Here is a 14743-nt window from a genome sequence, read left to right on the forward strand (position 1 = left end):
AGACCTTGCGACACCGAAAGATCACCGGCACGCCGGTCCAACTCACCGAACTCGGCTTCGGAGCCTCCGTCATCGGCAACCTTTACCGGGTCACACCGGCCCACGACGCGACGGCCGCGGTCGAGACGGCCTGGGAGGCAGGCATCCGGTACTTCGACACCGCACCCCACTACGGCCTCGGTCTCTCGGAGCACCGCCTGGGAGCCGCGCTGAAAGACCGCCCACGCGACCAGTACGTCGTCTCCTCCAAGGTCGGCCGGCTGCTCGTACTCAATGAGCGGCCGCGAGGCGTGGACACGGAAGGCTTCGTTGTACGGGACGACCTGCGCAGAGAGTGGGACTTCAGCCGCGACGGCGTGCTCCGCTCCATCGAGAGCACCTTGGAACGCACCGGCCTGGACCGCCTCGACATCGTCTACCTGCACGACCCCGACGACCACTGGCGTCAGGCCGCCGAGGAAGCCATGCCCGCGCTCGCCGACCTGCGCGACCAGGGGGTCGTCGGGGCCATCGGTGCCGGCATGAACCAGTCGGCCATGCCCGCCCGGTTCCTGCGTGAGACCGCGGCCGACGTGGTGATGCTCGCGGGGCGCTACACCCTGCTCGACCAGTCGGCACTCGATGACGTGCTCCCCGCTGCGCTTGAGCTCGGCAAGACCGTCGTGGCGGCCGGTGTTTTCAACTCCGGTCTGCTCGCAGGCGACCGACCCGAGCAGGGCATGAAGTACGACTACGCAGAAGCACCGCCGACCCTGGTGGCTCGCGCTCGCGCCATCGCGGACCTCTGCGAGGAGCACGGCACGACCCTGCCCGCTGCGGCGGTCGCCTTCCCGTTCACCCACCCCGGCGTCGTCAACGTCACCCTTGGGATGCGCAACGCCGAACAGGTCACACGGAACATGGAACTCCACCGTCGGCACGTCCCCGAAGCCCTCTGGAACGACCTGCGCGACAGGGCTCTGATCAGGCACGATGTGCCGCGCGGGCAGGGCGCTCGTGGTGCGTCGCCTCCCTGACCGAAGCCAAGGCCGGTCAGGGAGGCGACGCCCTCATCGTGGGTCAGAACATGGTGTTGTCGTTGGCCGAGGTGGCCGGCACGTCCTGGACGGTGTCCCAGTGCTCGACGATCTTTCCGTTCTGGACGCGGAAGAGGTTGAGGACGGCCTGGCCTCGTTCGCCGGGGGCGGGGATGTAGTGGCTGTGGACCGCGACGAGGTCGCCTTCGGCGATGATCCGCTTCGGTTCCACCTTCAGTTGCGGGTGGTTCTGGAAGTATGCGGTCAGCGCTGCCTGCGCGCCCTGGCGGCCGTCGGTGACGGTGGGGCTGTGCTGGCGGAAGTTCGGTGCCAGGAACCTGGTGACAGCAGAGGCGTCCTTCTCGACGAGGAGACGGTCGAAGGCCTTGGTGACCAGCTTCTTGTTGTAGGCCGTGAGCCACCGCGGGCGGGGCTTGCCGGTCGTCGGCTTGCTGAGCGTGGAGAACATGTCGTTGCCGCTGGCTGTGGTGGCCGGCACGGGCTGCGTCACGTCCCAGTGTTCGGCGATCTTCCCGTCCTGGATGCGCAGGATGTCGAAGAGAGCTCGTCCGCGATCGCCTGCGAGCTGGGCGGAGTTGGAGTGCACGAGGACGAGGTCGCCCTGGGCGATGATGTGCTTGATGTCGATCCGGGCGTCGGGGAATTGGCGCATGTTGATGGCCGCCTGCCTCAGTGCGGCGGAACCGTCGGGGGCGATCGGGTTGTGCTGGATGTAGTCCGTCCGGACGTACCGGTCGACGACGCCGGGGTCCCCTTCCTCGAAAACGCCCTTGAGGACCTGCTCGACGATGGACTTGTTGTAGGCCTCGTTGTCGGACCTGGTGTCCTGGCGGTGCGAGGCGGCGGTCGTCGGTGCGGCCATGGCTGGGGCGGCCGCGGCGGTGGCGACGGCGGTCGCCAGGAGCGTGGCGGTGAGGGCCCGGCGCGCGGGCGTGGTACGGGACATGCTGCGCTGATCTCCGATCGTTGACGAACGGCTGGTGTTGCCTTACGCCAGTCTCAACGGGACCGGTCAGGGCAGCATTCCAGAATGTATGTACGCACTTTTTAGTTAGTTTTGAATGCCTCTGCCAACCCTGCTGGGCGACCTCCCAGGTCTGAGGCGGCGGTGCCGCTGGACCAGATCACCGTTGCGCCCGGCCATGCGGGCCGAACGAGGGGTCCCGCTCCGGGGTCGATGGAGGTTCAGTGTGACCAGTCCTCGAGCACGGCCCACCTGGAACAGCCTGCGCTCTGGGCCACCGCGCTCTCCGACCAGATCAGCAGGCGCCCGGCGGTGCTCGCCGGCGCGGGTGTCACGCTGCACCGGTGGCGTGCTTGCAAGAGACCGACCCGGTATCCCTCGCGCGAGTGGCTGATGCCCTTGGTGACGGCTTCGGACCGCACGTGATCTTCCCTGCTCGTACTCCGAGCTGTGGCACGGCCCTGGAGTACGGGGCGCAAATGGTGGGCCGTGCCTCCGGCGAATAACGAGACTCCTCGCCCCTGTCTTGTGCCGGCTGCGTCCCGGGAGCAGCGGGGCGAAGAGCAGGCCCATCACTGGAGAAGTGTGTCCGTTGAGGGCAAGCTGGTGGTAGCCGTGGAATAGCCGCGCGGACCGGGGCGCGACACGGCGAGAGGTGCCGCGATGGACAGGGAACCTGCCGTATCCGCTGCTTCCGACAGGGAAGGGCCAGCCGGCACGGGGGAGACCGCGTCGGCTGCGCTGGATGGGCATGGTGTGGTGAGTGCCTGGAGCCCGGAAGCGCAGAAGCTCCTGGGCTATGACCAGGCGGAGGCAGTCGGCAGGGCAGTTGAGCGGCTGCTGGGAGAGCCTCTGCCTGAGGCCGTCCGAGGCTGCTGTGTGGGGGGCCGGGCATGGGAGGGCCAGGTCGCGGTGCGGCATCGCGATGGCCACCGCCTGGACGTGCGGATCAGGGCCCGCCCGCTTGTGGACGCGGTCGGGAGCGTGCACTGGTACCTCGAGGCAACGCCGCCTGCGCCGCCCGAGTCGACCGGAGTCGGTAGCGGGACTGCGGACGCCCCCCTGATCGAGCAATGGGCGTTGGAGCAGCTTCCGCTGCCAGTGGCGCTCTTCGACGACCACGCCCAGTGCATTGCGGTCAACGCGGCCATGACTCTCGTGATGGGGCAGACGAAGGGAGACCTGCTAGGGACGGAAGTCGGTGTCCCTGGATCGTCCTGTCGCATGACGGGGCTGGAGAACATCGGCGACGCCGTAGAGCAGGTGTGGCGAAGCGGTGACGTGGTACAGCGAGAAGCGCATCTTTCCGGACCGGGCGAGGCGCAGGCCTACGCCGGGCTGGTCACGCTCTCTCCGGTCCGAGATCACACCGGTCACGTGCGTGCGGTGTCGCTCGCGGCGGCAGGCGCGACCGAGCAGTTCCATGCGCGCAGGCGCCTGAGGGTGCTGAACGAGGCCGGTATTCGGATCGGCACCACACTCGATCTCGCGCGCACCGCGGATGAGCTGGCGCAGGTGGGCACGGACCATTTCGCCGACTTCGTCCTCGTCGATCTACTCGACAGCGTCCTCAGCGGAGGAATCGAGAACGCCGCGTACGAGGAACACTCGACCTTCCGTCGGGCTGCGCAACGTTCTGTCCTCCCGGGCTGCCCCGAGGCAGTGATTCCGACCGGTGCCGTACACGCATATCACAGGGATTCGCCGCCAGGGCGCGCGCTGGCCGCAGGACGAGCCACCCACCAGCTTGTCGATGAAGCCGTCCTGCGGTCCTGGGCTGCCGGCTCTCCGGAGCGCGCTCGTAGCATCCGGGTCCATCACATCCACTCCGTAATGTCCGTGCCACTGTGTGCTCGTGGTGTCACGTTGGGGCTGGCGGCCTTCTGCCGCCATCGGACCCCTGAACCCTTCGACGAGGAGGATCTGCGGTTGGCCGACGAGCTCGCTGCCCGAGCGGCGGTGTATATCGACAACGCTCGCCGCTACAGCCGCGAACATGAGATCGCGCTCACCCTGCAAAGGAGCCTCCTGCCCGACAGTGTGCCGCGTCAGGCTGGCGTGGAGGTTGCCTCCCGCTACCTGCCTGCCGATCCTGGTGCAGGCATCGGGGGCGACTGGTTCGATGTCATCCCCCTGTCCGGAGCCCGAGTCGCGCTGGTGGTGGGCGACGTGGCCGGCCGTGGAATTCAGGCGTCCGCGACCATGGGTCGGCTGTGCACGGCGGTCCGCACCTTGGCAGATGTCGACCTGGCCCCCGATGAACTGCTCACCCAACTTGACGACCTCGTGTTGAGACTCGACCGCCAGGCCGCGGCGGATGGGACGGACGTCACAGGGGACCGCATGGTGAACGAGGTGGGGGCAACCTGTCTGTACGCCGTATACGACCCCGTCTCGCGGCACTGTTCCATGGCGAGAGCCGGTCACCCCGAACCGGTCCTCGCGACCCAGGATGGGACAGTGGACTTCCTGGATCTTCCCGCCGGGCCTCCACTGGGTGTGGGCGGCCTTCCCTTCGAAGTCGCAGAGTTCGAACTGCCGGAGGGCAGCGTCCTTGCTTTCTATACCGACGGTCTTGTCGAAAGCGCACAAACAGACTTGGACCACGGCCGAGCCGCCCTTCGTGACCTGCTCGTCCATCCGGAGCGTGCCTTGGAGGAAATCGGAGACAGTGTGGTGCGCGCTCTGTCGCCAGACACTCGCACCGACGATGCGGCCCTGCTGCTGGCGCGGGTCAAGTCGCTGCGCGCGGACCAGGTCGCGACCTGGGACGTGGCCGCCGAGCCCGTGGCCGTCGCTCGCGTCCGTAAGGTGGCCTGTGACCGGCTGCTGGCGTGGGGCCTGGAAGACACCGTCGTCGTCGTCGAACTCGTCGTGAGCGAACTGGTCACCAACGCCATCCGCTATGGACACGCGCCTGTCCAACTGCGCCTGATCCGCGACACCACTCTGATCTGCGAGGTGAGCGACAGCAGTAGCAGTTCCCCCCACCTGCGGCGTGCCCGGGTCTCCGACGAAGGCGGACGTGGCCTGCTGATCGTCGCCCAGCTCACCCAGCGTTGGGGCTCACGCCATACCCGAACGGGAAAAGTTATCTGGGCGGAAGTACCCCTGGGTGGTGAGGAGAGCGGTTCGTGGTGAAGCCACGTGGATACCGCGGCTCTGGGGCGGCGTGCCGTCAGTCGACATGTGCCTGCTCGGAGAAGAGAGCCCGGTGCAACATCGCGCGGACACGGTCGGTCATCAGCTCGCGCTGAGAGGCCTCGTCGTCCGCCATCACGCCTGCCGCCATGGGGAACGCCAGCATCACGTCCTGGATACCGACTCCTGGACGGACGATTCCAGCTTGGCGACCACGCTCGAGATGGGGCTCGAAAGCGGCCATGGTGCGGTTCGACAGGCCGGTCAGCCAGGCGAGATTTGCGCCTGAAAGGACGCGGGCGAGGCTGCGGTTGTCACGTTGCATGGCCAGGACGAAGTCGAAGAGCTGCACGATGCCGTCCGCACGATCGCCGAGATCGGCGGAGCGCTGCTCGATCGCTCCGACGTTGTCCTCGAAAACCGTGACGGCGAGTTCCTCGCGCGTCGCGAAATTGCGGTAGAGCGTGGTCCGGCTGACGTCGGCGGCACTGGCGATCTCCTCCAGGGCCACGTCGGGACCGCGCTCGGCGAACGCCCGGCGCGCTGCGGTGAGAAGCCGTTCCCGGTTGCGGGCGGCGTCGCTCCGCCTGCTGCGCTGGGCATCCTGTGTCATGCCCTCAGACTAGTAGCCATTATCCGTACACCAATGTACGTTTCCTTGGGTCGGGGGCAAGGATCAGCAAGAGGAGAGCATTGATGGAAGGTCTCAAGGGCAAGGTCGTCGTCTTCGCGGGCGCAGGTGGCCTTGCCACTGCGACAGCCAGGTTTCTCGGCGCGGGCGGTGCGACGGTGGTGGTGAGCGACGTGGTGGAGGCTTCCGCCGAGGCCACGCTGCAAGCGGCTGTCGAAGCTGGGGGAGACGGCGTCGCCATGGCTGTGGATATTTCGGAAGAGGGTCAGGTCAAGCGCCAGATCGACCGGGCGGTGAAGGAGTACGGGCGGATCGACGGTCTCTTCAACGTGGCCGCCAACATCCATCCGGACGAGGTCGCCAAGGACACGAACGTCGTGGACATCGATCTGGCGGCCTGGCAGCGCACGATCGACGTCAATCTGACGGGCTACCTGCTCACCCTCAAGCACAGCCTGCCCCACATGATCGCCGGGGGCGGCGGCTCCGTGGTGAACACCCTGTCCGGGGCCGTCTACGCCGGCATGGCGGACAAGGTCGCCTACTCGGTCACCAAGGCCGGAGTCGGCGCGCTGACGCGACACATCGCCCGCAAGTACGGCAAGGACGGCGTGCGCGCGAACAGTGTCGCGCCGGGGCTGGTGATGACGGAGGCGACGAAACTGAACCTGCCCGAGGACTTCCGCGACATGATCCTCACGACGACACCCGCGCCTCGCCACGGCAGGCCCGAGGACATCGGTGCCACGGTGGCGTTCCTGCTGTCCGACCTGGGGGAGTGGATCACCGGACAGGTGCTGTGTGTCGACGGCGGAACCACGATGCGTGTCTAGGCCGAACGTCCGAGAACACACTGGACGACGATGATCGCGCGGGAGGCTCTCGCCCCCGGATGCCGCCCTGTGCCGGCGTGAAGGGGGAGATCCGGAGGCCTCCCAGGATCCTCAGCCAATATACCTGGCTGCCCCTTGTGGGTTTGTTGACGGCGCCGAGGAGGCCGTAGGCGGGAGCGCGGCCGTTCCCTCTCACGACCGCCCCGACGCCGTCAAGGCTGGTCACGGGCGTCCGGCAGGGCCCGTGACGGAGTCACTCGCCCTGTGCGGGGATCTCAACCTGCCGTGCCTCGCGCCGCAGGTCCTCGGCGTCCTCGGCCAACAGCCAGCCCGCGCCGACCAGTTCGTCCAGACGGCGGTCGAAGCGCTCGACGTAGTCGGCTTTGTCCCGGTACAGGCTTCCCAGCTTCGGCGCGTCGAACGGTTCCTCGCTGCCGACCGTCAGATAGCTCGGGGCGCCGTCCGAATACGGCGGATTGGCCAGATACGTGGAGTGCGGGACGTCCAACTGCACGCTGCGCACTCCGCCTCGGCTGTTGCCGTGCTCGTCCGTGGCGAAGTAACCGTCCGTTCCCACCACGATCCGCTCCGCCCGGGGCGGCACGGTGCCGTGTGCCACCCACTCCACCAGGTGATGCAGGCCCACACTGAACAGCTCGAAGTGGGGCAGCCGGCTCATCCGCGAGCCGAACACGACGTCGGGCTCGGCGGCGAAGGTCGCCTTCCACAGCGACGGGTCGTCGTAGGGAGCCGTCCGGGTGCCCATGTGGGCGACGGCGGCGAGTTCGTAGAGGCGGTACTGGTCGCCTGGCTTGTCGCTGTCTTCGCGCCGGTACTTGCGTCCCCCGTAGCCGGGACGGAAGGAGTAGTCGGGCAGGGAGACGTCACCGTCGCTCATCACCTGAACCACGGGGACGCCGACGTCGCGGAAGGCCTCGAAGGGGAAGCCAGAGGGGAAGAAGCCGTCGTAGACGGGTGAGCCGTCGTCGAGGCGCTGCACGTGGTGGACGTCGCGGATGTAGTACGTGGTCACACTGCCGGTCTGCGAGTGACCGGCGAGGATGATCCGACCCACGGATCCTTCCGCGAACGGGCTCCCGGGCGACCGCAGGGCCGCCCCCACCTGGGCGAGGATCGCGCCGGCCGCCCCGTTGCGGCGCTCCAGCTCCGACCAGAAGACCCGCGAGAGTTCGGGATTGCCGAGGTTGGGATTCGGATCGAAGTCCGCAGTGTCGGGTCCTTCGATACGCAGGTCCTCGTAGCGCTGCGGGTTGGCCGGCTTCACATGCATGTCGAGCGTCGTCTTCTGAGCGGTGATCTCCACCCAGGCGTGGCCCGACCGCATGATGTAGGGGGCGGTGTAGATCCAGATCGGTGCGATGCCGTGAACGTGCAGCGGCTCGGCGATCACGGTGCCGCTGAAGCGGGCGGCGTCCCGGGGCCGTCGTACACACAGCGTCGTCGCGTAGGGGCGGCCGTCCTCCTCGCCGACGGCGATCCACTCCTCCTCGATGTAGTCGTACGCGTCGAGCGGCGGGACGTGCGTGCCGTAGGGGGCGAACGTCGGCGAACCGTCCGTCGGCGGTCGTCGCAGGACAGCGGGGGTCACGACGTGCATGGCGCTCCTTGTAGGGCGTGCGGGATGCGTCGGTCAGCGGGGGATGACGGGAAGGACCAGGCGGGACGGGTGGAGCGCGTCGTGGAAGACGTGCTGGGTGGCCGTCACCGTCTTGGCGTCGGAAGCGTGGGTGATGCGCTCGCCGGTGTTCGGGTTGGGTTCGTAGGTGGGGTATTCGCTGGAGGAGACGTCGAGGCGGATGCGGTGCCCGGCTTGGAACACGGTGCTCGTCGACCACAGACTGATCTCGTAGCGGTAAGCCGCTCCCAGCGTCCGGGGCTGCGTCACCCCGTGTCCGGTACGGACGATGCCCTGGCATACGGGGACGGCGGTGCCGTCGGGGAAGACATCGACGAGCTTCGCGGTGAAGTCGGTGTCCGCCACGGAGGAGGACGCCCACAGTTCCAGCGTCACCGGGCCGGTGACCTCCAGTTCGTCCGCCAGCGGTGGCGTGGTGTAGACGAGCACGTCGGGGCGGTGCGCCACGGCGTCGAGGTCGACGGCGTCGCCGTATGTCGCGCCGAGTCTGACGGGGCCGGGGACGGGATCGTTCGGGTCGTAGACGAACACGTCCGCTTGTTCCTCGCCCGGCGGCTGGGGCGACAGGCTGCGAAGGCTGTCCGCGCCGCGGAGGTAGTACGAGGTCCACTCGGTCCGGGCCAGGGGCCACTCGTTCTCCTCGCGCCAGACGTTGTCGCCCATCACATACAGCCGGACCCGTGGCTCGTCGGCGTAGTCCGGCAGTTCACCCTTGAGGTGGTGTGAGAAGAACCGCATGACCGGTGCGTCGGGTCCGAAGTCGACCAACGCCCCGGTACTCGGGTCGGCGTCGGGACGGACCTGCGTGCTGTTGTGGTTCCACGGACCGATGACCAGACGCTGCCCCTCGCGGGTCCGCCGGGTTGCTCCCTGGTTGGTCAGCGTCGTGTAGGCATCGATCCCGCCCTTCGAGAAGAAGTCGTACCAGCCGGCCAGATGGAAGACCGGGAGGTCGATGTCCTGGACGTGGTCCGCGGCGCTGATCCGTCGCCAGTAGGGGGCCCGGGCGTCGTCCTGGTCGCACCAGTCCCTGAACCACGGTGCCAGTTCCCGCAGTTCCTCGACGTCTCGCAGGGGGCGGCGGTCGAGCAGGGCGCGGGTGCCCTCGACCTCCAGGCGGGCCATCTCGCCGAACTTCGAGAGGTCTCCGAGGCCGCCCGTGCTCATGAGCTTCTCGGAGGCGGCGAACTGGGGCACCGGGGCTGGCATACCCCGGCGCTCTGCCTCCTGCGTGGACATCAGGGCGCTCCAGCTCACCGCGAGGCCGAGCTGGAGGACTCCGGGCGCGAAGTACCAGGTGCTCTCGTCCCAGTTCCAGGTACAGGTGAACGGGGCGATGGCGACAAGATGGGGTGGCCGGGCGATGGCGGCGGTCCACTGCGTGTAACCGCTGTAGGACATGCCGTACATGCCGACCCTGCCGTTCGACCACGGCTGTACGGCCGCCCATTCGACGGTGTCGTAGCTGTCGTCCACATCGGGATGGAACGGGTAGAAGTCGCCCTCGGAGCCGTATCGGCCGCGGCAGCTCTGCACAAGCACGGCGTAGCCTTGCCGGGCGAGCATCTTCCCGAACATCGCCATGATTCCGTCGTGCGGGGTGTACGGATAGCGCTGTACGAGCACGGGGTACGGACCAGGGCCGCTGGGCCGGAAGATGTCCGTGCGCAGGCGGATGCCGTCGCGCATCGGCACCATCACGTCGTTGTCGACGACGAGTTCGTCGGTGAGCTGGTCGAGCTGCTGAGCGGGGTCTGACATGTCGTGGTGCCCCTCAGGTGGTCGGGTGCGAGTCAGCGCAGTGCGCTGCCGATGCTGATGCCGCCGTCGACGTCGAGGACCACGCCCGTGACGTAGCCGGCCGCCTCGGAGCACAGGTAGGCGGCGGCCTCGGCGATGTCCGTCGGGTCGCCGATGTGCTTCATGGGGACGCGGGCGGCGAGCTTCGCGCGGGCGGCGTCGTTCATCGAGGCCAGCATCGGCGTGTCGATGAGGCCGGGCGCGATCGCGTTCGACGTCACTCCGTGCGGGGCGCCTTCGAGGGCGATGGTGCGGGCCATGCCCACCACACCGGCCTTGGCGGCCGCGTAGTTGACCTGCCCGAAGTTGCCCCGCCAGGACATGGAGGAGAAGGACAGGACCCGCCCGTACTCCTGCTGTTTCATGTGCGGGAACACGGCGCGGGTGCAGTGGAACATGCCCCGAAGGCTGACGTCGACCACGGCGTCCCACTCGTCGTCGGTCATCCGCTCCAGGCGGTTGTCCCGGATGACACCGGCGTTGTTCACCAGGACGTCCACCCGGCCGAAGGCCGTGAGCGTTTCGGCGACCCATGCGTCGACCTGCCGGGCGTCCGCCACGTCCACCACCGAAGGGCGTACGTCACCGCCGCCGGTGGCCTGGGCAGCCGTCTCCTTCACCGCGGCCTCGTTGACGTCGCACAACGCCAGCCGGGCGCCTTCCGCGGCGAACCGCAGGGCCATGGCACGCCCCAGTCCCTGCCCGGCTCCGGTGATCAGGACGACTCGGTCCACGTAACGTCGCACGGGGGTCACCTCACGGCTCGCTGGTCGAAGAAGCTGGTCAACTGGGCGGCGATGTCCCGCTCGCGCCAGTGCTCGGCGAACACGTCGAGTTCGCGCAGCAGGGCCTCCGGGGTGCCTGGGTCCGCGAGGAGCTGCTTCATCCGGTCGTGGCCGGGCGGCAGTCCCGTGAAGGAACCCGCGACGGTCGACACCGTCTGCTCGAACTCCTCTGCCTCGGCGATGAGTTGCACGAATCCGCTGGTCAGGAACTGTTCGGCGGGCAGCAGTTCACCGGTGAGCATCAGACGGCGGGCGAGCGGCTCGCCGACCTTGCGGGCGAGCCGGACGCTCGAACCGGCGCCGGGCAGCAGGCCGTTGCGGATGTGGCCGTCGCCGATGACCGTGCCTGTCCGGGCCACGACCGCGTCACACGCCAGCGCCAACTCCAGCCCGCCGGCCACCACATGACCGTGCACGGCTGCGACGACGGGCTTCGGTGCCGTCTCCAGACGGGTGAAGCACTCCGAGATCAGACCGAGGAAGGCCAGCGGGTCGCCGCCGGAGCCGGCCAGTTCCAGCAGATGGCGCAGATCCGCCCCGGCGCAGAAGCTCGGCCCGTTGCCGGCGATCACGACCGCCTCGGTGCCCGGATCGAGCATCGCGGCGGCCACGGCCTCGTCGAGCGCCCGGATCAGATCCGGGTTGATGGAGTTCCGGCTCTCGGGCCGGTTGAGCCGGACCCAGCGCACGGTGTCGCGCTGTTCGGTCAGTACTGCCGTGGTCACGGGCGGGCCTCCGGGCCGTTCTGGCGCTGTTGACGCAGGAGGAAGCGCTGGATCTTGCCGCTGGGCGTCTTGGGCAGCGCGTCGACGAAGTGCACCTGACGGGGGTAGGCGTGCGCGGCGTAGCGCTTCTTGACCAGTTGCTGGAGTTCGGCCGCCAGGGCGTCGGAGGCCTCGGTGCCGTCCTGGAGGACGATGTAGGCCTCCAGGACCTCGCCGCGGACCTCGTCGGGTGCGGCGACCACCGCGCACTCGACCACCGAGGGGTGCGTGACGAGCACGGACTCGACCTCGAACGGGCCGATGCGGTAACCGGCCATGATGATCACGTCGTCGTCCCGGGACGAGAAGTGGAAGTATCCATCGTCGTCGACCCGGCCGACGTCACCCGTGTAGTACCAGCGGCCGTCAGCGCTGAACTTCTCCACGCTCTTGCCGGGCTCGCCTTCGTAGCCGCGGAACCAGGCCAACGGGCTCTCGGCAATGTCGGCGGCGATACGGCCGACGGTGCCGACGGGCGCGATCTCGTCACGGTCCTCGTACAGCACGTGCAGGTTCCACCCCGGCATCGGATGGCCCATGGAGCCGGTGTGCACCGGCCGGCGCAGCGCCGGGTGCTGGTGGTTGTTGATCAGCATCCCGGCCTCGGTCTGCCCGTAGTGGTCGTGGACCTGGATGCCGAAGGCCTCCTCGGCCCATGCGTTGACCTCGGGGGTCAGCGGTTCGCCCGCGCTGGACGCGTGGCGCAGGGCCAGGCCCTCCGGTACCGGGACGCCGGAGGCGCGCAGCGACCGGTACACGGTGGGTGCCGCGGTGAAGTTGGTGACCCGGAGCTCGTCCATGACCCGCCAGGTGAGCTCAGCCGAGAACCCGGAGTGCAGCAGCACGCTCGGCACTCCCATGCTCAGCGAGGCGATCACGCCGAAGTAGAGCCCGTACGCCCAGCCGGGGTCGGCGGCGTTCCAGAAGACGTCGTCCTGGGTGACCCCGCAGCCGTACTCGGCGTAGACACGGAAGCCAGCGATCGCCGAGGTGGGGACGACGACGCCCTTGGGCCGGCCGGTCGTGCCGGACGTGAAGATGTGCACCAGCGGGGCGGCGCCACCGAGGGCTGCCGCGGGGTACCCGGGCTCGTGGGCGGCCATGAGGTCGGCGAAACGGAGATCGCCCTCCTGCCCCGCGCCTCCGCTGACGACGATCTGCCACTTGGCGTCGGCCGGGATGTCCTCACCCGGTTCGAGCTTCGAGCGTTGCGCCTCGTCGCAGACGACGACCTTGGCGTCGCTGGCCAGCAGGCGCAGCGCAATCGCCGGGGGTGCGAAGGCGGTGAACAGCGGCACGGTGACCGCGCCGAGACGCCAGGTGGCCAGGAGGGCGACGAGATAGTCCACGCTCTTGCCCATCAGCGTCGCGACGCGGTCGCCGGGGCCCACACCAAGCCCGGCCAGGGCGGCGGCGAACCGCTCGGATTCCGTCTTCAGACGGCCGTAGGTGACCACGGTAGACGACAGGTCCGGCTCCACGACCGTGTAGGCAACGGCCTCGGACGGGTGCCCGTCACAGAGCAGGTGGGCGACGCCGGCCCGCTGATCGCTGTAGAGGGTGACCAGCTCCTGGACCCGGTCGGGCGGGGCGGTGGAGGAGTCGGGGTCGGAGAGGGGCATCGCTCGCCTCATCTCGGAAGGACGAAGGCGCCAGAGGCAGCCTTCGATTTGAGTACTGTTTCACGTACGTTAGTACTCAGTGACGTATCCATCAAGAGTTCGGGTGATCACCCACCGGCAAAGGTGTGGAGTCAGCTGGGCGTCTTGCGGAGGGCCGCGAGGACGAGGTCGGCCAGCTCGATGAAGGCGTCGCCGGAGGAGAGACCCGTTGAGGTGAGGAGTTCCCGGCTCTGGATGCCGTCGATCAGAAGGCCGACGGACTGGCTGACGAACTCGGCATGCAGCGAGCGGAAGTCGCCCGACTCCACGCCGGCGTGGATCATCTCCCGCACGCGGCGCGTGGCGGCGAGCGAGTTGACGGTGTAGATCTCCCGGGTCGCGTCGTCGTCGAGCATGTCGTCGTAGCAGGCCGCCGACATGCGCCGCATCTGCGTGCCCACGGCGGCGAGGTAGGTGGCGATTTGCTGTGCCGGGTCGGAGACCTCGGCGACCTCTTTCTCGACCTGCTCGGTGGCGTCCCGGAAGAAGCTCTTGAGCGCCGTCGCGACCAGGTGGTGCCGGTTGGAGGAGAGCGCGTAGAGCGTGGACTTCGAGCACTGGAGACGGGCGGCGATCGTGTCGACCGTCAGTCGGGCGAACCCTTCCTCGAGGACGATCGTCCGCAACTGCCCGAGAAGCTCCTCACGACGGTCGTCGTCGAGCCGCTTGCGTCCGGCGCCCGGCGTGCGCCGAGTCCCGGTCCGCGGACCGCGCTGCACGGATTCGCCACTTCCTTCCGGTACTGAGTCGGGTCTTATCGTACTGCGAGTCTGCAGGTGCACAGGGCGTGTGGATGATCAGCCTGATCGGCACGTTCTGAGGGGGATGCGCCTCCGCACTCAGTTGATGACGTCCAGGGCGGGCGTGACCACGTCGAACGCTTCGTCGACCAGTTCGGCCAGGTCGCGGGCACCACCGTCGGCGGACCAGCGGGTCAAAGCGGTGTAGAACGCGGTTAGGGCCACCCCGGAGGCCAGGGCCGGGCGCAGGTCGACGGGGTTCTGGCTGCTGCCGTGGCTCAGCACGGCGGCCATGTCGGTCTGCCACTGCGCCTGCCGTTCGAGGAACCGGGCGCGCAGGCCTGGCGAGTCCAGGACGAGTCGGGTCAGCCGCAGTGTCTTCTCCGGGTGTTCGGTCATCTTTTGCACAAAAGCGGCGATCGTTTGGCGCAATGCCATCGCCGTACCCTCGGCTGTCAGTCGCGCGCTCAACTCGGCGCACAGTGCGTTGCCGGCCTCCGTGAAGGCCTGGACGATCACGTCCTCCTTGGAGTCGAAGTAGCGGAAGAAGGTCCGCCGGGAGACGCCGACCTCGGCCGCGATCTGCTCGGCCGTGGTCGCTTCCAGACCTTGCTGAGCCAGCAGCCGCATCGCGGACTCGGTCAGTTGGTCGCGGACGAGTTGGCGCTTGAGCTGTCCGAGGCTGGGTCGATCGGTCATCACGCCATGATAGTCGGTGGGCGCTCTTGTC

At 68.3% G+C, this 14743-nt stretch carries 12 protein-coding genes; 3 read left to right on the plus strand and 9 right to left on the minus strand.

Annotated features, from left to right (window positions below):
• The first annotated feature begins 5 nt into the window (after positions 1-5).
• Complete coding sequence (locus ACIQVL_RS22405; RefSeq protein ID WP_403476173.1) at positions 6-1016, plus strand: aldo/keto reductase; 1011 nt, start codon at positions 6-8, stop codon at positions 1014-1016.
• A 43-nt stretch (positions 1017-1059) separates the two neighbouring features.
• On the opposite strand, the gene ACIQVL_RS22410 is transcribed toward ACIQVL_RS22405, so the two are convergent.
• The gene (locus ACIQVL_RS22410; protein WP_403476174.1) at positions 1060-1983 is read right to left on the minus strand and encodes a nuclear transport factor 2 family protein; all 924 of its coding nucleotides are present in this window, start codon (positions 1981-1983) and stop codon (positions 1060-1062) included.
• Positions 1984-2664: 681 nt separating this feature from the next.
• On the opposite strand from ACIQVL_RS22410, the gene ACIQVL_RS22415 reads away from it, so the two are divergent.
• A complete protein-coding gene (locus ACIQVL_RS22415; protein WP_403436861.1) occupies positions 2665-5142 on the plus strand; it encodes a SpoIIE family protein phosphatase in 2478 nt (825 codons plus the stop codon).
• Between the two features lie 37 nt (positions 5143-5179).
• Here ACIQVL_RS22415 and ACIQVL_RS22420 read toward each other — a convergent pair whose 3' ends face one another.
• Entirely contained in the window at positions 5180-5755 is a 576-nt protein-coding gene (locus ACIQVL_RS22420) for a TetR/AcrR family transcriptional regulator (RefSeq protein ID WP_403436859.1), read from the minus strand.
• Between the two features lie 83 nt (positions 5756-5838).
• Here ACIQVL_RS22420 and ACIQVL_RS22425 point away from each other — a divergent pair, with 83 nt between their 5' ends.
• Entirely contained in the window at positions 5839-6606 is a 768-nt protein-coding gene (locus tag ACIQVL_RS22425; protein WP_403436857.1) for an SDR family NAD(P)-dependent oxidoreductase, read from the plus strand.
• Positions 6607-6859: 253 nt separating this feature from the next.
• Here ACIQVL_RS22425 and ACIQVL_RS22430 read toward each other — a convergent pair whose 3' ends face one another.
• The 7 genes from ACIQVL_RS22430 to ACIQVL_RS22460 all read right to left on the minus strand — a co-directional run bounded on the left by ACIQVL_RS22430 (position 6860) and on the right by ACIQVL_RS22460 (position 14712).
• Positions 6860-8224 (minus strand): alpha/beta hydrolase domain-containing protein, encoded by a 1365-nt coding sequence (locus ACIQVL_RS22430; protein ID WP_403476175.1) that lies wholly within the window; start codon positions 8222-8224, stop codon positions 6860-6862.
• A 33-nt stretch (positions 8225-8257) separates the two neighbouring features.
• Positions 8258-10024, minus strand: a complete 1767-nt coding sequence (locus ACIQVL_RS22435) for a CocE/NonD family hydrolase (protein ID WP_403476176.1) — start codon at positions 10022-10024, stop codon at positions 8258-8260.
• Between the two features lie 32 nt (positions 10025-10056).
• Positions 10057-10809 (minus strand): SDR family oxidoreductase, encoded by a 753-nt coding sequence (locus ACIQVL_RS22440; protein ID WP_403436854.1) that lies wholly within the window; start codon positions 10807-10809, stop codon positions 10057-10059.
• Positions 10810-10814: 5 nt separating this feature from the next.
• On the minus strand, positions 10815-11573 hold the full coding sequence (locus ACIQVL_RS22445) for an enoyl-CoA hydratase/isomerase family protein (protein ID WP_403436853.1): 759 nt from the start codon (positions 11571-11573) through the stop codon (positions 10815-10817).
• The gene (locus ACIQVL_RS22450) at positions 11570-13234 is read right to left on the minus strand and encodes an AMP-binding protein (protein ID WP_403436852.1); all 1665 of its coding nucleotides are present in this window, start codon (positions 13232-13234) and stop codon (positions 11570-11572) included. The genes ACIQVL_RS22445 and ACIQVL_RS22450 overlap by 4 nt, the downstream gene beginning before the upstream one ends.
• Before the next feature lie 131 nt (positions 13235-13365).
• Positions 13366-13992 (minus strand): TetR/AcrR family transcriptional regulator, encoded by a 627-nt coding sequence (locus tag ACIQVL_RS22455; RefSeq protein ID WP_403436851.1) that lies wholly within the window; start codon positions 13990-13992, stop codon positions 13366-13368.
• A 120-nt stretch (positions 13993-14112) separates the two neighbouring features.
• A complete protein-coding gene (locus tag ACIQVL_RS22460; protein WP_403436850.1) occupies positions 14113-14712 on the minus strand; it encodes a TetR family transcriptional regulator in 600 nt (199 codons plus the stop codon).
• Positions 14713-14743: the final 31 nt, after the last annotated feature.

Source organism: Streptomyces sp. NPDC090499, assembly GCF_044769305.1.
GTDB lineage: Bacteria > Actinomycetota > Actinomycetes > Streptomycetales > Streptomycetaceae > Streptomyces.

Bases quoted from the DNA above. Each gene is read 5' to 3' on its own strand.
- ACIQVL_RS22410 (WP_403476174.1), bottom strand. From the start codon at position 1,983: ATGTCCCGTACCACGCCCGCGCGCCGGGCCCTCACCGCCACGCTCCTG.
- ACIQVL_RS22415 (WP_403436861.1), top strand. From the start codon at position 2,665: ATGGACAGGGAACCTGCCGTATCCGCTGCTTCCGACAGGGAAGGGCCA.
- ACIQVL_RS22420 (WP_403436859.1), bottom strand. From the start codon at position 5,755: ATGACACAGGATGCCCAGCGCAGCAGGCGGAGCGACGCCGCCCGCAAC.
- ACIQVL_RS22425 (WP_403436857.1), top strand. From the start codon at position 5,839: ATGGAAGGTCTCAAGGGCAAGGTCGTCGTCTTCGCGGGCGCAGGTGGC.
- ACIQVL_RS22430 (WP_403476175.1), bottom strand. From the start codon at position 8,224: ATGCACGTCGTGACCCCCGCTGTCCTGCGACGACCGCCGACGGACGGT.
- ACIQVL_RS22435 (WP_403476176.1), bottom strand. From the start codon at position 10,024: ATGTCAGACCCCGCTCAGCAGCTCGACCAGCTCACCGACGAACTCGTC.
- ACIQVL_RS22450 (WP_403436852.1), bottom strand. From the start codon at position 13,234: ATGCCCCTCTCCGACCCCGACTCCTCCACCGCCCCGCCCGACCGGGTC.
- ACIQVL_RS22460 (WP_403436850.1), bottom strand. From the start codon at position 14,712: ATGACCGATCGACCCAGCCTCGGACAGCTCAAGCGCCAACTCGTCCGC.